Below are 18,856 nucleotides of genomic sequence, written 5' to 3' on the forward strand. Positions count from 1 at the left end.
GCCTCAAGAAGGAGTAACATCGGGGCTTGCAGCGACGGACCTCAGGACACTCTTACACCACGTCTGCGCGCGCCACCCTGACCATTGTAGATTTACGGCAAAAAGGGTTCCAGACCGTCCAAAGATGCATCAAATGACGCACCGACAATCTGGAACCCGTTCAAACTGGCTATGTTTTACTCTCGCTAAGCCAAAACACCCGCCAGGATCTCGATCAGGTTGTCCACGTCGGCCTCTTCGCACACGAGCGGCGGAAGGAAGCGCAGCGTATGTGCGCCTGTAGCGTTGATCACGGCACCAGCCCCCAATGCACGGGCCACGACGTCGTGTGCATCACCCGCGGCATCATCCAGATCGCAGCCGAGCATCAGGCCGCGACCACGCACCTCTACCACATGCGGAAGCTTAGCCAGCGCCTGCTCCATATAGGCGCCAACCTTGGCAGCATGCTCGGCATAATCGCCGTGCACAAGCGCGGAGAGCGTCGCGGCACACGCCGCGATGGCCAAGCAGCTGCCACCGAAGGTCGAACCATGATCGCCGGGCTTAAAGACGTCGGCGATTTCCTTCTTTGCCACCACGGCACCCATAGGCACACCGTCGGCAATGCCCTTGGCAAGGCTCATGATGTCGGGCTCCACGCCATAGGTCTGGAACGCAAACGGCTTACCCGTGCGGAAGATACCACACTGGACCTCGTCGGCAATAAGCACGGCACCCACCTCGTGCGCCAAGTCGCGCGCCGTAGCCATAAACTCCTCGGTCATGGGATGCACACCGCTCTCGCCCTGGATTGGTTCGAGCATCACGGCACAGATTTCACTGCCCAGTTGCTTAAAGATTGCACGCAGCTCATCCACATCGTTGGGTGCGCAGGCCACAAAGCCACCCGGCAGCGGGCGGAAACTGTCCTGCAGCCAATCCTGCATGGTCGCGGCAATGGTCTCGAGCGTACGACCGTGAAAGCCGCCGCGCATGCACACGATGGTGTTGCCAGCGTTGCCGGCACGCTTGGCGTACAGACGCGCGAGCTTCATAGAGCCCTCGTTGGCCTCGGCACCGGAATTGGCAAAGAACGTCTCCCACACCTGCTCGCCCGCAGCCGGAGCGCCAAGTGCCGCCGCCGTGGTCTCGTCGCCAGCGGCAATCGCGTCGGCAAGCACGCGTGCACCGTCCGCATCATCGTTAGCGAGCTTGGACAGCAGCGCCGCGACCTGGCCGCGCTGCTCGATGTAGAAATAGTTGGAGACATGCAGGAGCCTCTTGGTCTGATCCTCGAGCGCCGACAGCACTGCCGGATTGCCGTGGCCCAGGCTGCACACGCCAATACCGGCAAGAAAATCGAGGTATTCGCGACCATCGTCGCCGGTGAGCTTCATGCCGTGGCCTTCGACGAACTCGACCGGCGAGCGACCAAAGGTGTGCATGACGTAGTGGGATTCGAGCGATTGTTGTGCTGCAAGTGACATGAGATACCTTTCGTTAAGCGCCAGGTAGCGCGGACTGTGGGCGTAATGGCGTAGCAATTTCGAGCCGGCTAGACCGTCTGGAGCTTCTCGACCTCGTCGAGGTTCTCGGTCAGGCGCGCCGCAAAGGTCGAAAGCGGGTGCGGGTGCGCATCGAACTCGTAGGCCGTCTCGGTGGAATGGATCACGGTACCGACGCCGGCATCGGTCAGCAGCTCAAGCAGCAGCGAATGCGGCGTGGTACCGTTAATGATGTGGGCGCGGAATACGCCCCCGGCAAGCGCATCGACGGCCGCGCGCAGCTTGGGAATCATGCCCTTATCGACCTCCCCGCCATAGAGCATCTCGTTGACCTCGTCGAGCGTCAGGTTGGAGATAAGCGAGTCCTTGTCGCTAAAATCCTTGTACAGGCCGTCGACATCGGTCAAAAAAATCGCCTTATGCGCATGAAGCGCCGCCGCGACGGCACCGGCAGCGGTGTCGGCATTGATGTTGAAGAATCCGCCGTCCTCCCCTGCCGCGACGGTAGCGATGACGGGAATGTACTCGCTATCGAGCAAGCGCTCGATATAGTCGGTGTTGACGTGCGTCACTTTGCCCACACGACCGAGCTCGGGGTCGAGCGGCTCGGCGATGAGCGTGCCGGCATCGCTGCCCGACACGCCTACGGCCAGATTGCCGTGGTGGTTGATGGCAGCAACCAGTTCCTGGTTGACTTTGCCGCCCAGCACCTCGCGCACGATATCCATAGTCGCCGGCGTGGTCACGCGCTGGCCGTTCTTAAACTCGACGGGAATATCGTAATGGCTCAGTGCCTCGTTGATAGCCTTGCCTCCGCCATGCACGATGACGGGGCGCATGCCGATGATCTTGAGCAAAACGATGTCGCTCATCACATCGCGGCGCAGTTGCTCATCGACCATGGCCGCTCCGCCATACTTGATAACGACCGTCTTGCCGGTCAGGTTTTTAATCCACGGCAGCGCTTCGAACAGCAGCTGCGCGGTTGCTTCGTTGGATTCGCTCGAACGACAATCGCGTGCGAATTTCATAATCTGCCTCGTCTTTCGTATCGTTATCGTGCCGTGCTCCGCCGTCCGCAATCGCGGCAAGATGCGCAGCGTGCCTGGAATCTAGGAACGGTAGTCGCCGTTGATGGAGATGTACTCGTGCGTGAGGTCGCAGGTCCACACGGTCGTTGCCGCATCGCCTGCGCCCAGGTCGGCCGAGATCACGATCTCGGGCGCCTCAAAACGTCGCAGAGCCTCGTCCTCGTCAAAGGGAACAGTCAGACCGTCGCGACAGACGGGCATGCCCATCATGTCGATGGAAACGTCTTCCTGATTAAACTTCACGCCGCACTTGCCAAGCGCCATGGCGACGCGGCCCCAGTTGCAGTCGTGACCAGCGATGCAGGTCTTGACGAGCGGCGAGTTGGCGACGGCACGGGCGGCGATATCGGCTTCCTCGTCGTTGGCGGCACCGGCAACGTTAACCGTCACGAGCTTTGACGCACCCTCGCCATCGGCCGCGATGTTGCGCGCCAGGCTCTCGCACACCTCGTGCACGGCAAAGGCTAACTCGTCAAAGGCGTCAGTGCCCTCGGCGATGGCCTCGGCATCTGCGGCAGCAGCGCCGGAAGCGAGCATAATGCAGGTGTCGTTGGTCGAGGTATCGGAATCGACCGTCACCTTATTAAAGGTCTGCTTAACGGTCGAGAGCAACAGGGTGTGGAGCGCCGACGGCTCGACGGGGGCATCGGTAGTAATGACCGCGATCATGGTGGCCATATTGGGCATGATCATGCCCGAGCCCTTGCACATGCCGCCCACCGTATAGGCGTTGCCCGCATGGCCCGCAGCCTCACTGCGGTAGCGAACGGCATACTCCTTGGAGTGTGTATCGGTCGTCATGATGGCACGGGCCGCATCGGCACCGCCATGGGCAGAGAGCGCCTCGTAGGCGGACGGAACGGCCGTCTCAAACGTATCGATCGGCAGAATCTGTCCAATCACACCCGTGGAGGCAACCAGGATCTGCTGGGGTTCACAGCCGATGACCTGCGACGCGATGTTGCACGTCTCGCGCGCACAGGCCAGGCCGGTCTCGCCCGTGGCGGCGTTCGCGTTGCCGGAGTTGATTGAAACACCGGCGACGATTCCATAGCCCTTGTCCGCACCGCCCAGGTTGGCACGACTCACCTGCACGGGCGCCGCGCAAAAGCGGTTGGTCGTAAACACGCCGGCGCCGGGACAGGGCTTATCGGGCACGACGAGCGCATAGTCCAAGCGCTCGGGATTCTTCCGGAATCCCGCATGGATACCTGCAGCCTTAAAGCCGGCCGCTGCCGTAACGCCGCCCTCGACGGCGCGAATCTTGATATCAATCAGGTCGGTATTCATCGTCCCTACGACTCCTTATATCAAATAAAAAAGCGGGCATCGGCTGGCACGCCATACCGGTCGCAATTAGTAGACCAGCTTAAAAGTGGCGCCCAACTCGATACCCGACTACCAAATCGTTAACAATCGAATGTGCTACACCGGGCACGCCACTGTGGGCAAGCCTCGTCGCTCGTCAAAGCCAAAAACGATGTTGGCGCACTGGACCGCCTGGCCCGCAGCACCCTTGCACAAATTGTCGATAGCGCCCGTCGCCACCAGCACGCCCGCACGCTTGTTGAGCGCAAGGCCGATCTGGGCGGCGTTGGTGCCGACGACCGAAGCCGTCTTGGGCTGCTGGCCGGCATCGAGCACGCGCACAAAGCTGCGTCCGGCGTAAAACTTCTTGTAATGGTCGACGACGTCCTCAAGGGCCAACGCGTCGAGAGCCTGCGGCGCGAGCGGCATCGTCACCGTGGAAAGCAGGCCGCGCTTGAGCGGTGCCAAGTGCGGAGTAAAGACGACGCGATCGGTCAGGTCCAGGATCTGCTCAATCTCGGGCGTATGGCGATGTTTGCCTACGCCATAGGCCTCCAGGTTCTCGTCCGCGCTACAAAAATGGGTGCGAGCGTTGCAGGACTTACCGGCGCCCGTCACGCCACTAATGGCATCGACGATTACGGGGCCGTTCTCTGCCACCCAGCCCGCACGCACGGCAGGAGCGGCAGCAAGGCTCGTTGCGGTGGGATAGCAACCGGCGCAGGCGACCAGCACGGGTTTGCCGTCGGCATGGTCGGATGCGGCGGTCTCCAAGTCCCGGCAGAATAGCTCGGGCAGGCCAAAGGCACGGGTCTTGAGCAGCTCGGGGCTCGTATGCTCGGCGGCATACCACGTCTCAAAGACGGACGCGTCGTTCAGGCGGTAGTCGGCCGAAAGATCAAAGCAGGAGACGCCCGATGCAAGCAGCGCGGGCACCTGTGCCATGGCAGCCGTGTGCGGCACGGCAAGAAAAACCGCATCGCAGCTCTTGAGCTCGGGGGCGTCATGCGTGGTGAAAACCAGATCGCTCACGCCAGCAAAGCTCGGATACACCGCGGACAGCGGCTGGCCGGCATCGGCGTTGGACGTAATGGCAACAAGTTCAAACTCGGGATGGCCGAGTACGAGGCGAATGAGCTCGGCTCCGGCATATCCAGCCGCGCCGACGATTCCAACCTTCAAAGACATATCAGACTCCTTGTCTGCGATTTATGCACCGATGCGCATTTCGCAGCGGTCGTTATGAAGTGGGTTGAAACTTTAGCACCAAAAGATACATTTATACGTAAATAGCTTGCATGTTCATGCATTGAAACATTCCCGACACATTCACTTGAAGGAATTGACAAATAGAGCGGACCCCGTATTGACCGGCACTCCTTACGGCGCCGGGCAACACGGGACCCGCCCATGCGAAAACTAAGTTGTTAGGATGAGCCAGCTGGCTAGAGCTCGACCGGCACCCATTCGTCGTGATTGCAGATAAAAGCCTCGGGATCCTCAACGCTAAAGAAGACGAGCGCGGGGTCGTTAGGCCCCTCATAGTGCTCGCTCAAGCGCTCAAGATGTTTCCATCCGGCCTCGCGCATTTCGCTCGAAGCCCGGTCTTCCAGCCCTGCACGCCCGCGCAGGATCAACCAACCATGGCCCGGCCACCAACTCGTGGCCTCAAAGCGCTGGTTTTGCAGCAGCTCCTGCCACACATCTTTGGTGCGCGCTGTCACAAACCACAGCTTGCCGTCCTGAATCTGCGCAAACGAGAACGGACGCACATGCGGCTGCCCGCCCACGCTCGTCGCCAGATACCACGCCGGCACCGACGTCAGATACTCCAACACCGTATTCAATCCGTCCATGTGTCCTCCTGACGCCTGACCAGTCTTTTTGGAATGGGTAGCCAATTTGGGAAATTAGAGCTCGAGGCGCTCTTCGCTGCCGTCGATATCGCAGAACCGTGCGGCGATGTTGCGGACCGAGAAGAATGCAAGGCGGCCGTCGTTGGCACTATCGTGTTGCTCGCCAATGCCCACCATGTGCCTAAAGCCCGCCTGACGCACCTTGTCGCTCACGACTGCATCATCATCGAGCGCGGCCTCACCGGTTAACACGATCCAGCACTCCCCCGGCTTCCAGCCCGATACCTCAAACTTGGGATTCGCGCTCAACTCCGCCCACACGTCCTTGTCGCGCGACGTGCAAAACCACAGTTTGTCGTCATCGACCATGGCAAACGAAAACGGCCTCACGCGGGGCTGATGCCCGTCGCTCACATCGGTCGTGGCAAGATACCACGCCGGAATGCGTCTGAGATACGAGCAAGCGCGCTCGAGCTGAGCCGTGCGATCGATGTCGGTCATAGAGACCCCTTTCTTGCGCTCGAATCGAGCTTAGACGAGTTGAAGATTGATAACGACAACGCATGTCACCAGCAGCGCCATCGCCACCGCGGCCAGTGCATCCCCGCGGCCAAACGTAAGCGCATGCAGACGCGTGCGTCCCTGTTCGCCGTGATAGCAGCGCGCATCCATGGCGGCCGAAAGCGTCTCGGCATGACGAAACACGCCGGTGAACAGCGGAATCGCCACACTGCCGAGCATGCGCACACCGCCGAGCGGACCGCCCGTCACGCGCGCGCCGCGACTTGCCTGTGCATCGGCCGTCTGTTTCATCTCGGTGGCAAATTGCGGCATAAACCGCAGCGCGATACCCATAATCATGCCGAGCTCGTGCGCCGGAAGCCCCACGCGCGCAAATGGTGCGAGCAGACGTTCAAAGCCCGCGGTGAGGTCGAGCGTCGGCGTGGTGAGTGTAATGGCGCTCATGCCGGCCATCATCAACGTCAGGCGGCACGCCACAAACGCCGCAGAACGCAGCGAGCCCTCGCTCACCTGCAAAAAGCCAAGCTGCCACAGGATGCGGCCACTCTGGTCGGAAAACAGGTTGAGCACCGCGACCACCACGACAATCGCCAGCAATGGTGCCATCGATGATAGGACCCGGCGCAACGGCACCCGGGCTGCGAGATAGACCAGCACGACAAAAAATGCGACCGGAACCAGCCCGCAAAAGCTTCCGACGGTGAGCACGGTGACCAGAAATGCAAAACCTAGGAGCAACTTATTACGCGGATCCAGGCGATGCACCGCGCTATCCCCGGGATAGTAGCTGCCAAATGAGAACGCCTCCATTAGCAGCCCTCCTCTCGCGTGGGCGCCTTGGAACCAGCCTGACACGGAACCCTCAAAGGCACGTCCGCGCAGCCCAGCAGCAAGCCGGCCAACTCGTCGGCTAGCGCCTCAACCGTATAAAGCTTGTCGCAGCGGAGCGGCACACCGGCTTGCGCAAGCGCCAGCGCCATGCGCTGGGCGGCAGGAACGCCCAGGCCGATCGATTTGAGCTCGTTCGCGCGCGCAAACACCTGCGCGGGCGTTCCCTCGGCAAACACGGCGCCCTCGTTCATCACAACGATACGGTCACAGCAATTTGCCAGGTCATCCATGCTATGCGAAACCATGACAACAGTCAGGCCCTCGCGATGGAGCCGATCGATGAGCCCCAGGAAATCCCTGCGCGCAGCCGGATCGAGCCCCGCCATGGGCTCGTCGAGCACCAGCACCTCGGGCTCCATGGCGAGCACGCCGGCAAACGCCACGCGGCGCTGCTGGCCGCCCGAAAGCTCAAAGGGGTTCTTGTCGCCTATCGCGGCAAGGTCGAGGCCCACGCGCGCAAGCGATGATGCGACACGGCGTGCAACCTCGTCTTCTGGCAGGCCAAGGTTGCACGGGCCAAACGCCACGTCCTGCGCCACGGTCTCGGCAAATAGCTGGCGCTCGGGATACTGAAACACCACGCCGACCTTGGCCTTAACCGCGGCGGCGTCTTTCTTGCTTGATAGGTCGAGCCCCAGCGCGCAAACGCTTCCCTCCTGCGGACGAATCAACCCGTTGAGATGCTGAACCAGCGTCGATTTACCCGAGCCGGTATGACCCGCCAATCCCAGAAACTCGCCGCGGCGCACCGTCAACGAAACATCACGTAGCGCCCAGGGGCTGTTTGGATCGTTGCCCCAAAGAGCTTGTTTGCTCGATGCGTCCGCAGTGGTCGAGCGCTTGCGCCATCGACGGCGCTCGCGGGCGCTCAGCGAGTAACTATGCGAGAGGTGCGAGATCTCGATAACGGGCTCCGACGCGGCCGCCTCGTTAGTCGCGAAGGATGCATTGTCGAGCATACGAGAATCGGATGCAGAAGGCTGCACTGCGACGTCCGCCCCGCCCCGCTCGGCGTAAACCCGCGCAATCTCGGCGACCATATCTGCCTCGCGCACCTGCGCGCAAACGGGCACGCCCTTCTCACGAAGTGCCCTACCTAGGCAGCACGACGCCGGCATATCCAGGTTGAGCTGCGCAAGTTCGTCCGCCCGCGTCAAGATTTCCTCGGGCGTACCGATCATGGCAACGCGGCCCGCTTGGAAGACAGCAACGCGATCGGCCTCGGCGGCCTCTTCCATAAAGTGCGTAATCATCACGATGGTCATGCCGCGATCATGCAACGCACGGCAAGCCTTCATGAGGCCCTTGCGTCCACGCGGATCGAGCATCGAGGAAGCCTCGTCCAATATGAGCACGCGCGGTTCCATGGCGAGCACGCCGGCAAGCGCCACGCGCTGCTTTTGGCCGCCCGAAAGCGCGTGGGTCTCGTGGCGCTCAAAGCCCACCAGGCCCACGCCCTTCAGTGCCTCGCGTACGCGCTGCGCAATTTGCGCCGATGGCACGCCAAGGTTTTCAGGACCAAACGCAACGTCATCTTCGACAAGCGTTGCTACCAGCTGATCATCGGGATTCTGGAATACCATGCCCGCGGTCGAACGAATGTCGTAGACCAGCTCGGGGTCGGACGCATCCATGCCGTTGACGCGTACCGTGCCCGCATCGGGCTGCAACAGTGCATTCAGATGCTTGGCAAACGTCGACTTGCCCGACCCATTGCCACCGAGGATGCAGAAAAACTCGCCATCCTCGATGTTCAGATCGACGCCGTCGAGTGCCGGTGCGGCACCGTCATAGCTAAAGGAAACGCCCCGACACTCAATCATGCGCGGCCTTTGACCTGGTCCTTTTTAGGCGTGATGAGGTTGGAGACCGCCTTGTACACCACAAGCGTCAACACCGAGTTAAGCACGGTCTTGATAAGGTTGAACGGCAGCACGGCAGGAATCATGAGCGGGGCGATCACATCGACCGAGCCATACCAGAACCATACGCCAATGGTAAGATTTGCGACCATAGACAACGCCGTAGCGGCAATAACGCCGAGCACCAGGCCAATCACGGCACCCTTATAGGTATGCATCTTCTGGTAGACGATAGCCGCGGGCAGAATGTAGCCCAGCGTGGCAACCAGATTCATAAGCGCGCCGACCCAGTCACCCGTAGTGAGCGCATGGATAACGATCGCCATGGCTGCAACAGCGGTACCAGCACCGGGGCCATACGCAAATCCGCACACCATCGCCGGCACCAGCGACGGGTCGTAGGTCAAAAACGGCGCCGAAGGAAGGATGGGCAGCTGCACGTACATAAACAGGGCGCCCAAGGCGCACATCAACGCCATGGTAACGAGCTGTTTGGTGCTCCACCTATTCGTGTTCTCAAAATGGATATGCTGCGACTGTTCAGACATAAGATCACCTGCCTCTTTCATCCGGACTCTAACCGTTGGTACTGGGGTCTCACCAGTTCAGCCGGCATGCGAACCAACACACGCACGGGTCGCGGACTCATCGGCTCGGTCGCAGACGCCTCGTCTGCGCCACGGCACCCCTTTGGCACCGCCCGATTTACCGCCAGTGGGGAATTCCACCCCGCCCTGAAACAGCAATTGCAAGTGTAGCACGGGCAGGTATTCGCGCAAGTATGCCAAGGATAATTTGTGGTGGGGATCAGTTGCCGTAACAACCACGTTCCCCATCCATCCCAAAGTAGCGTGCCTTTCGCGCAAAGCGCGAAACAGCGAAGGGGACACGTATCCCTATCGACCACGTCCTTCTCCCCCCGCCGACCTCAAGGCCGTAAACGCAGGGAATCCGGGGGCGTGACGGGGGCTTCTCTCCGGAACATTCCGCAGGACGCAAAGAGGCTCCGCAGCGCGAAGCGCGATGCGGAGCCTCTTTGCATGTCCGAGGACGTTCCGGAGAGAAGCCCCCGTCACGCCCCCGGATCCCCGGTGGGAGTTCTAGACCTTGTCGGCCTTAGTACATACCGCCGCCCTGCTGACCAGCGGTAGCAGCAGCGATAGCATCCTCAAGCTGAGTGTTCTTGGGCACATCGGAGACGGTGGCCTCGGTGATGAGAATCAGGCTGGCGACAGAAGCAGCGTTCTGCAGGGTGACGCGGCTGACCTTGACGGGGTCGAGGACGCCCATCTCAATCATGTCGCCCCACTCGCCGTTGGCAGAGTTGAGACCCTGGCCGGCGGGCAGCTCGGCAACCTTGTCGACCACGACAGCGCCCTCAAAGCCAGCGTTCTTGGCGATGGTAGCGACCGGAGCGGTCAGAGCCTTCTTGACGATATCGACGCCAATCTTCTCCTCGGGGTCGTCGATCTCAACAGCGTCGAGCGCAGGAGCAGCGTCCATGAAGGCGACGCCGCCGCCAGCGACAATGCCCTCCTCGACAGCAGCGCGGGTAGCCTGCAGGGCGTCCTCGACGCGGTGCTTGATCTCCTTGAGCTCGGACTCGGTAGCAGCGCCGACCTTGATGACGGCAACGCCACCGGAGAGCTTGGCCAGGCGCTCCTGGAGCTTCTCGCGGTCGAAGTCAGAGGTGGTGTTCTCCATCTCGCCCTTGATCTGAGCGATGCGGGCGTCGATGGCCTCCTTGGAGCCAGCGCCGCCGACGACGACGGTGTTGTCCTTGGAGATGGTGACGGACTTAGCGGTACCGAGCATATCGGCGGTGATGTCAGCGACCTTCACGCCCAGCTCGTCCAGAGCGGCCTGGCCACCGGTGAGGACGGCGATGTCCTCGAGGATGCGCTTGCGGCGATCGCCGTAACCCGGAGCCTTGACGGCGCAGACGTTGAGAGCGCCACGGATCTTGTTGAGGACCAGGGTCGGCAGAGCCTCGCCGTCGATGTCCTCAGCGATGATGAGCAGGCCACGGCCGGCGCGCTGGACAGCCTCGAGAACAGGCATGATGTCCTGGACGCTGGAGATCTTCTGGTCGGTGATGAGGATGTACGGATCCTTCATCACGGCCTCCATGCGGTCGTTGTCCGTGACGAAGTAAGCGGAGACATAGCCCTTGTCGAACTGCATGCCCTCGACGGTGTCGATGGTAATGTCGAACGTCTGGGAATCCTCGACGGTGATGACGCCGTCCTTGCCCACGACCTCCATGGCCTCGGCGATCTTCTCGCCAACCTCGGGGTCACCGGCGGAGATGGTGCCGACGGAAGCGATCTGCTCCTTGGTCTCGACCGGCTTGGCCTGCTTCTTCATCTCGGCGACGGCGGCGTTGACGGCCTTGTCGATGCCGCGACGGATGGCCAGCGGGTTGGCGCCAGCGGCGACGTTGCGCAGACCGTCGTTGACGATAGCCTGAGCGAGCAGGGTTGCGGTGGTGGTGCCGTCACCCACGGTGTCGTTGGTCTTGGTGGCGACCTCCTTCACCAGCTGAGCGCCCATGTTCTCGATGTTGTCCTCGAGCTCGATCTCCTTAGCGACGGAAACGCCGTCGTTGGTGATGGTCGGGGCACCGAACGTGCGCTGCAGAGCGACGTAACGGCCCTTGGGGCCCATGGTGACGGTAACGGCATCGGCCAGAGTGTTGACGCCCTTTGCGAGCTTGGCGCGGGCATCGGTGTTGAACGTAATGTTCTTTGCCATGGTAGGTAATCCTCCAAAAGAAATGTGACTCGCGTCGCCGCTTCCGAGTCCTATGCGGCAGGCGCGTTCAAAGACGAATCAGAGATTCTGACGAGGCTAGGCCTCGACGACGGCGTAGATGTCGTCGGCGCGCATCAGCAGATACTTCTCGCCGTCGACCTTGACCTCGTTGCCACCAAACTTACCGTAGATGACAACGTCGCCGACCTGAACGTCCATGGGAATGCGCTCGCCCTTGTCGTTGACCTTACCGGCGCCAACGGCAACGATGGTGCCGCGCTGCGGCTTCTCCTGAGCGTTGCTAGCGATGTACAGACCAGAAGCGGTCTTCTGCTCGGCCTCGTCGGGCTTGACCAGGACGCGATCTGCAAGCGGCTTCAAAGACGACATGCTTGTTTCCTCCTTTGTGGGCCGCGCGGTCATGCCGCGCGGGTTAACCCTTTTTGTTTGCGTACGCGTTGAATGGTACCCACGAATGGCGGGTTATACAACACGGAGTCAAAAAATCTTATTTTTTGGCACTTAGATTTTCTGAATGCCGGGGGATAACTTAGCGGTGGCTCCCGGGGCGGACCGGAGGGCATGAAGTTTGCTGCTCTACAGTCCTGCGCAAGACGGAAAGCACATTAAGTGCTTTCCTTTGCGTGCGGAACTCGCGACAAACTTCATGCCCTCCGGTCCGCCCCGGGAGCCAGGTTGACTAACTCGGGCCCGGCATTCAGAAAAGTCAGTGCAGCAAAATGGCGATGCGGGTAGGGTGCACAAGAAAGGGGCACGTTGCTGAAACGTGCCCCTTAAGTTGCGGTGGAATATGGACTGTTTTTGGCTGTTGAGGTGTTATTTAGTCCGTATTTCACCGCAACTGAGGGGTGGGATGTGGGGTTAACGCTCGTAGATTAAGTTGCCTGCCAGGTAGGTTGCCTGAACTTTGGTAGCCTGGAGCTCTTGTGGGTCAATGGTGAGCGGGTTTTGGTCCAGGACTACCAGGTCGGCGTATTTGCCGGGCTCTAGACTGCCGAGGTTTTGCTCGTCGCCCGCTGCGTACGCGCTACCAAGCGTGTAGTTGCGCAGGGCCGTTGCCGCATCGATGCGCTCGCTGGGGAGCCAGCCGCCCTCGGGCCAGTGGCTGCGAGGGTCTTGGCGCGTAATAGCCGTGTAGAGCACGTTCATGCTGGTAACGGCCGTGATGGGGCTGTCGGTACCAAAAGCTTGGCGGATGCCGCGCTGCTTATAGGTCGCAAACGGCCACATGATGCGGCTGCGTTCCAGGCCCAGGTCGCGCTCCGGGCCACCCGGGTCGAGCGTGATGTGGCAAGGCTGGCTCGAGGCAATGACGTTGAGCTTGCGCAGACGATCGATGTCCTGAGGCAGCAGATTCTCCAAATGCTCAAGCGTATTATGACCGTGCTGGGGCAGGCCGTAGAGCTCTGCCGCCTCCTCAAAGATATCGAGTGCGGCATGGATGGCACCGTCGCCGATAACGTGGATGCGCACGGTGTGGCCGCGCTCGGCTGCCGCCAGAACCAACTTGCGCATGCGCTCGACAGGAACCGTCAGGCGCCCCTGGTCACCCGGGAAGCGCGGGTTAGTATAGGGCTCAGTGAGGTATGCGGTATGCTCGCTCGACACGCCGTCGAAGAACTGTTTAAATCCTGGCGCCGAGAGCAGCGCGTTGTTCGCGTAGCGGGTCTGGAGTTCTTCCAAGCGCGATTGGTCATCCAGCAGCGTGGGAAACAGATGGGCGCGGATGCCCAGCTTGCCGGCGGCCTGCAGCCTGTCGTAAACATCGTCGCGAATAAAGTCGCAGCCCGGCATGGGCATGAGCGACATATCGCAGATTGAGGTGATGCCTTGCTCGGCCATACGCTTCATCTGGTCGCCGTAAGCGCTCGCGATGCGGTCCTCGCCCAGCCATTCCAGGCAGCGCGGCAGCAGCTGCATAGCAGCTGCCTCGTGGGCAATACCCGTAAGCTCACCGTTTGAGTCTTTGTCGTAACTGCCACCCGCCGGAGGCTCGCTGTCACGCGTCACGCCGAGGGCTTCGAGTGCGCGGCTGTTGAGCCACAGCGTATGCCCATCGCCCGAATACATAACACAGGGGCGACCGGGGAAGGCGGCGTCGAGGGAGGCCTTGGTAGGATGCTCGGGCGGATCCCAGCGGTAATCGCGCCAGCCCTGGGTCACGACCCAGGCGTCGTCGGGCAGGCCCTGGGAAAACTCGAGCGCATGCTGCACCAGTGCCGCCTCGGACGTGCCCATATCCATGAGCATATACGGCGAGGAACCGACCGAGGTATGGAAGAAGTGCAGATGAGCGTCATGGAAACCGGGGCAGACAAACTGCTCGCCGTAATCGACCACCGGCGTGGCGGCAGGTGCGGCGGCAATCACGTCATCGGGCGCGCCGACAGCGACGATGCGATCGCCCGCGATGGCGATCGCCAACTCGCGGGCGGCATCGATACCGTCTTGCGCGGTAAAAACGTTCTTGGAGCGAATAATCCGATCGATATGTCGCATGGGCATCCCCATCTCTGGCAGGTAATTCAACACCCCCGAGTGTACTCCCCCGCCCTTGCAACAAAACCCCAAGCGGCAAACGGCAACTTTACCAGCCCTAGCGGCAGGTGGCATACTGGAGAAAGCCTGTACGATTTTGCGATCAACCCAGCAAGGAGCAAATCGACCATGACGAAGACCAAGGCACAGCAAATTATGGCGGCAACCGAGGTTCGCGCGGCAGACGACGTCACCGCGGCCATCCAGGATATCGCCGCCGAGTTTGAACCCTACATCATCAAGCAGCGCCGGCACTTCCATAAGCACCCGGAGTTGAGCCTTGCCGAGGAGCGCACGACTTCCGACATCGCCAACCAGCTCGACGCCATGAATATCCCCTACGAGCGTCCGCTCAAGACGGGCCTGGTGGCGACGCTTCGCGGCACCGCGCCGGATGCCTACCGCGAGGACGGCACGCCGCGCCGCCGCATCCTGCTGCGCGCCGATATCGACGCCCTGCCCGTCACTGAGCAGACCGGCGAGGAGTTCGCCAGCGTCAATGAGGGCTGCATGCACGCCTGCGGTCACGACTGCCATATCGCCATGATGCTCGGCACGTTGCAGATTCTGCGCCACATGACCGATGACATCCACGGCGAGATTCGCATCGTATTCCAGCCCAGCGAGGAAAACGGCCAGGGCGCCAAACTCATGATTGGCACGGGTGTGCTCGACGGCGTCGATGGCGCCTACGCCGCGCACATCTGGAGCGAGGTCGACGCCGGTACCGTAAGCTGCGAGCCCGGCCCACGCATGGCAAACACCGACTGGTTCCGCATCGACGTCCGCGGCACCTCGTGCCATGGCGCCATGCCCCAGCGCGGCCACGACGCCGTTATGGTTGCGGCAGAGATCGTCAACGCCCTGCAGACCATCGTCTCGCGCGAGATTAGCCCCTACGAACCCGCCGTCATCACCGTCGGCGAGCTGCACGGCGGCACCGCGCGCAACGTTATCGCCGGCACGGCGTACCTCGCCGGCACGGTGCGCACCTATGGCGACAAAACGCATGAGGAGATGCCCGAGCTTATGCGCCGCATCGTGGAGCACACCGCAGCAGCGCTAGGCGCCGAGGCCGAACTCACCGACTACACCATCGCCAACTACAAGGTCGAAAACGATGCTGCCTCGAGCGAGCGCTGCCGCCAAGCTGTGCTCAAGTGCTTGGGCCCCGCGGGCGAGGGCCATTACCGCGGCACGCTTTCGGGCGAGGACTTCTCGGAGTATCTGCGCCGCGTACCGGGCGTGCTCGCCTTTGTTGGCACGCGCAACCCCCAGATCGGCGCCACCTATGCCCAGCACTCCTGCTTCTATAAGATCGACGAGAGCGTGCTCGCCAAGGGCTCCATGGTAGCCGCTCAGTATGCCATCGACTTTTTGGCCGAGCCCACGCAAGAAGAGCTCGACGGCCCCACGATCGCCGCGGTTGCCGAGACCAATCCCGACCTGGCAGCCAAGCTGCGCTCTGCCAAGGCAACGGCCGCCGAGGCCCGCGACGCCGTGCACGACGCCCGCACCGCCCGCCATGCCGCCATCAAGGGCATTCACGATGCCCGTGCCGCCGCTCGCCACGAGGAGAAGCGCGACGAGTAGCCGTCACGCCCACCCATAACAACCTAGCTAGAGCAAAGCGGGGGCGAACGTTATCTCAACGTTCGCCCCCGCTTATGTGTCGACCGCTTTTCTAGCGCGTCCTCCGTCACGACAGGTAAGAGTGAAGAATGGTGAGCCAGCGTGGGGTTTCGAGGTGGATGATATCGGCAGGAACTCCGACGGGAGCGTGACCACCAAAGAGCAGGCCCGCGTCTGCCGGGTTGATAAGGCGCACGATCCATACGGCAACGACCAGCACGCACAGAACAATAACCGCAATGTCGATGCCGCGCTTTAGCTTGCTCGACGTCACCTCCTCGCGCACGAACGCGAGCACAAACGCAATCGGCACCACCCAAAACAGCGGATGGTAGGCAAAGGCCGCCGCAAAATCGAGGCGCAGTGCTGCCAGCCAGGCCCTCGTCATGCCACATCCCGGACAGGGAATGCCCGTCATCAGGCGAAACACGCAGCCGATATCGAGCAGGTAGAGTGCGAGCCAGGCGACAAAGAGCGCGCCGATGCAAGAAAGGGCGCGGCGAATGAGTTCCGCCGCGCCCTTATGTCCCTGGGAGCTGTTCACGCCGCTCTTATCGTTAGGCACGAGCGCCAAGACGGACGTTGTAAGCCGTTGCCATGGCATTGGTATTCTTGATGATGATGTTCATGGCAAAGATGGGGCCAAGGCCGCACAGCAGCGCGCCGACGATCTGCCACATAAGAACGGTGGTACCGTTCTCCTGGAACATCAGGCCATAGCGAGGAGCATTAGCCTGCAGGCGGTTGCCGATCTTGTAGTACCAGTAGAGTGCGTAGAAGCCGCAGGTCACGAACGACAGCAGGATAAATGCTGCCAGACCCGGCGTGGAATCGCCGTCGTCCTGGCACATGACATTGATGTCGCGAGCGAGGCAATAGAGGAAGTAATATGAATAGATGCCGCAGGTCACGATGGAAAGCAGGAGCCAGCCGATCACGCCACGGTCGGTTTTAATCGGAGCATAGCCCATCGGGGCGGGTGCAGGCTGCTGAGCATACTGCTGCTGACCGGTGTACTGCTGCTGGCCGGTGTACTGCGGCTGAGGCTGAGGCTGAACTGCCTGAACCGGAGCGGGCTGAATCTGTGTGGGCTGCGGAGCAGGTTGGGGCTGAGGTGCAGGCTGCGGCGCGGGCTGCGGAGCGGGAGCGGCACCGACGGCAGAACCGCAGACGGGGCAGAATTTGGCATCATCCGAAATGGGAGAACCACAAGTGGGACAGAACATAAGCTTCTCCTTTTCCTAAGGCGTTGCACGCCTTCAAACCTTACACGTCTATGTTCTCAACAATAGCCGCGACGTTGTTGCGCAACATTGACCAATTCCCGAGAAATTTTGCTGCAACCGTTTTCCCAGGCATTTTCTTGCTTCCGCAGTAGAAAAAGGCACCCCGGGCTCAGTTGCCCAGGGCGCCTCGACCGACTATTCGGTTTGATTGTTTTCGGCAGCAGGATTATCGCCCGGCTCTTCCGCCGGCGTGGCAACGGCATTCCAATCGGGCTCCGCAGGCGTCGCCTCGGGCGCCGGGGCAGGCGCCGGGGCAGGTGCCGGAGCAGGCGCGGGCGCAGGTGCAGGCGCAGGTGCAGGTGCAGGGGCAGGGGCAGGTGCCGGGGCAGGCGCAGCACCAGTGGCGGCCGTGGGGTTGAATCCCGCAGGAGTAGGCTTCTTCTCACCCGGGAACACAAACGTCAGGACATCGTCGGCATCCTCATCGGCCCACTCGCTGGCATGACGTGCCGCCCAATAGCCAACGGCGCGATACTTGAGCATCTTGCCAAACACAGTCAGGAACACCGTGACGAAGGCAATGATCATCAAGAACAGAATGAGCGTAATGCCACCGCCCTCGATGATTGCCTCAAGACCCGTGGGGCGGTAGTAATAGCTATACATACCAAACGTAGCAATGGCGCCGAAGATGGCGGTGAAGATCCACGTGATGATGTGCGACACGATGCCCGTCAAAAACTCGGGGAGAATCGATGCGCAGAACAACTTGCCCAGGTTGGCCTTATAGGACTTCCAAACCTTCTCAAGCGAGAACGCACTCTCCACGCGCCCGACGACGGCAAAGTGCATCACGGCAGCATCACCAAACATCTTAAAGAAGATGCCCAGTACCACCGACACGATCATGGCAAAGACGAGCAGGCCCATCGAGCCGAAGAGTGCGGCCTCGAGACCGCTCGAACCGTTGTAATAGTACGAGCCGACGGCACCGATCACGACGCTCTCGATAGCCGAGAAGATCACGCCTATCACTGGGATAATGGCAACGAACTCGAGCACACCGGTAATGACGGACGAGAAGATACCCAATCCAAACGAGGTCGAGCGCAACAGCGGACGCTCCATGCCGTTATCATCCTTGAGCGACAGGTCACGACCCCACTCGATAGCAAAACCGGCACCGCACACGCTTGCCACGTACGCAAGCAAAAAGCCAATGGCCGCTGCGATACCGCCGATAACGGGGATGAACAGCACCAGCACCGACACGACGCAAATCAGCGCCGGCAAAAAGGCAATCTGACATACGCGAACCAGGGCGCCGGGAACCTTAAGCATATCGTTGAAAGCCTGCGCCATGCAGCCCTTGGGCACGTTCATAGCCGGCTGGGGCGCAACGAACGGCTGCGGCTGCGGCTGGGCAAACGGCTGACCCTGCTGCTGAGGTTGAGCTTGCGGAGCGGGACCGGCGGCCTTGACCTCGGTATTAGGGGCACCGCACACGCCGCAGAACTTGTCGTTATCGCCCATGGGGGCGCCACACTGCGAACAGAACATCGAAATCATCCCTTCGTATCTAGAGCGAATCACCTGGATCGCAAACGATGTCTTTGGCATCATTATCGCCCAATGTGGGGACAAATACCCCAAGATGACCGATTTGCA

16 protein-coding genes and 1 riboswitch are annotated in these 18,856 nt (G+C 61.2%); of the genes, 1 reads left to right on the forward strand and 15 read right to left on the reverse strand.

What is annotated here, in order from left to right:
- Positions 1-185: 185 nt before the first annotated feature.
- From GPK42_RS00360 to GPK42_RS00415, 12 genes are all read right to left on the reverse strand, one after another.
- Positions 186-1,469: an aspartate aminotransferase family protein gene (locus GPK42_RS00360; RefSeq protein WP_215692714.1), complete on the reverse strand. Its 1,284-nt coding sequence runs from the start codon at positions 1,467-1,469 to the stop codon at positions 186-188.
- A gap of 68 nt (positions 1,470-1,537) precedes the next feature.
- Entirely contained in the window at positions 1,538-2,518 is a 981-nt protein-coding gene (argB, locus tag GPK42_RS00365) for an acetylglutamate kinase (protein WP_215692716.1), read from the reverse strand.
- Positions 2,519-2,599: 81 nt separating this feature from the next.
- On the reverse strand, positions 2,600-3,868 hold the full coding sequence (gene argJ / locus GPK42_RS00370) for a bifunctional glutamate N-acetyltransferase/amino-acid acetyltransferase ArgJ (protein WP_215692718.1): 1,269 nt from the start codon (positions 3,866-3,868) through the stop codon (positions 2,600-2,602).
- A 135-nt stretch (positions 3,869-4,003) separates the two neighbouring features.
- Positions 4,004-5,074: an N-acetyl-gamma-glutamyl-phosphate reductase gene (argC, locus tag GPK42_RS00375; RefSeq protein WP_215692720.1), complete on the reverse strand. Its 1,071-nt coding sequence runs from the start codon at positions 5,072-5,074 to the stop codon at positions 4,004-4,006.
- Positions 5,075-5,331: 257 nt separating this feature from the next.
- The gene (locus GPK42_RS00380) at positions 5,332-5,742 is read right to left on the reverse strand and encodes a pyridoxamine 5'-phosphate oxidase family protein (RefSeq protein ID WP_195239395.1); all 411 of its coding nucleotides are present in this window, start codon (positions 5,740-5,742) and stop codon (positions 5,332-5,334) included.
- Positions 5,743-5,796: 54 nt separating this feature from the next.
- Positions 5,797-6,243 (reverse strand): pyridoxamine 5'-phosphate oxidase family protein, encoded by a 447-nt coding sequence (locus GPK42_RS00385; protein WP_215692722.1) that lies wholly within the window; start codon positions 6,241-6,243, stop codon positions 5,797-5,799.
- A gap of 30 nt (positions 6,244-6,273) precedes the next feature.
- Complete coding sequence (locus GPK42_RS00390; protein ID WP_215692724.1) at positions 6,274-7,074, reverse strand: energy-coupling factor transporter transmembrane component T family protein; 801 nt, start codon at positions 7,072-7,074, stop codon at positions 6,274-6,276.
- Entirely contained in the window at positions 7,074-8,978 is a 1,905-nt protein-coding gene (locus GPK42_RS00395; RefSeq protein ID WP_215692726.1) for an energy-coupling factor transporter ATPase, read from the reverse strand. Before GPK42_RS00395 ends, GPK42_RS00390 begins: the two co-directional genes overlap by 1 nt.
- A complete protein-coding gene (locus GPK42_RS00400; protein ID WP_240128684.1) occupies positions 8,975-9,565 on the reverse strand; it encodes an ECF transporter S component in 591 nt (196 codons plus the stop codon). Before GPK42_RS00400 ends, GPK42_RS00395 begins: the two co-directional genes overlap by 4 nt.
- A 5-nt stretch (positions 9,566-9,570) precedes the next feature.
- Positions 9,571-9,763: riboswitch (FMN riboswitch) on the reverse strand.
- 370 nt (positions 9,764-10,133) lie between these two features.
- Positions 10,134-11,771, reverse strand: a complete 1,638-nt coding sequence (gene groL / locus GPK42_RS00405; protein ID WP_006234938.1) for a chaperonin GroEL — start codon at positions 11,769-11,771, stop codon at positions 10,134-10,136.
- A 96-nt stretch (positions 11,772-11,867) separates the two neighbouring features.
- Positions 11,868-12,161 (reverse strand): co-chaperone GroES, encoded by a 294-nt coding sequence (gene groES / locus GPK42_RS00410; RefSeq protein ID WP_040358989.1) that lies wholly within the window; start codon positions 12,159-12,161, stop codon positions 11,868-11,870.
- Positions 12,162-12,653: 492 nt separating this feature from the next.
- Complete coding sequence (locus GPK42_RS00415; RefSeq protein ID WP_252199999.1) at positions 12,654-14,291, reverse strand: amidohydrolase; 1,638 nt, start codon at positions 14,289-14,291, stop codon at positions 12,654-12,656.
- 168 nt (positions 14,292-14,459) lie between these two features.
- Here GPK42_RS00415 and GPK42_RS00420 point away from each other — a divergent pair, with 168 nt between their 5' ends.
- The gene (locus GPK42_RS00420) at positions 14,460-15,923 is read left to right on the forward strand and encodes a M20 family metallopeptidase (protein ID WP_215692728.1); all 1,464 of its coding nucleotides are present in this window, start codon (positions 14,460-14,462) and stop codon (positions 15,921-15,923) included.
- A gap of 106 nt (positions 15,924-16,029) precedes the next feature.
- Here the strand turns inward: GPK42_RS00420 and GPK42_RS10100 are convergent, their stop codons facing one another.
- From GPK42_RS10100 to GPK42_RS00435, 3 genes are all read right to left on the reverse strand, one after another.
- A complete protein-coding gene (locus tag GPK42_RS10100; protein ID WP_215692730.1) occupies positions 16,030-16,506 on the reverse strand; it encodes a DUF2752 domain-containing protein in 477 nt (158 codons plus the stop codon).
- Positions 16,507-16,519: 13 nt separating this feature from the next.
- Positions 16,520-17,188 carry a DUF4234 domain-containing protein gene (locus tag GPK42_RS00430; RefSeq protein ID WP_215692785.1) on the reverse strand — a complete coding sequence of 223 codons (669 nt, stop codon included), beginning with the start codon at positions 17,186-17,188 and terminating at the stop codon, positions 16,520-16,522.
- A 195-nt stretch (positions 17,189-17,383) separates the two neighbouring features.
- Positions 17,384-18,748, reverse strand: a complete 1,365-nt coding sequence (locus tag GPK42_RS00435; protein ID WP_215692732.1) for a zinc-ribbon domain-containing protein — start codon at positions 18,746-18,748, stop codon at positions 17,384-17,386.
- Positions 18,749-18,856: the final 108 nt, after the last annotated feature.

The sequence above is a fragment of the Collinsella aerofaciens genome (genome assembly GCF_018785265.1).
GTDB lineage: Bacteria > Actinomycetota > Coriobacteriia > Coriobacteriales > Coriobacteriaceae > Collinsella > Collinsella aerofaciens_AI.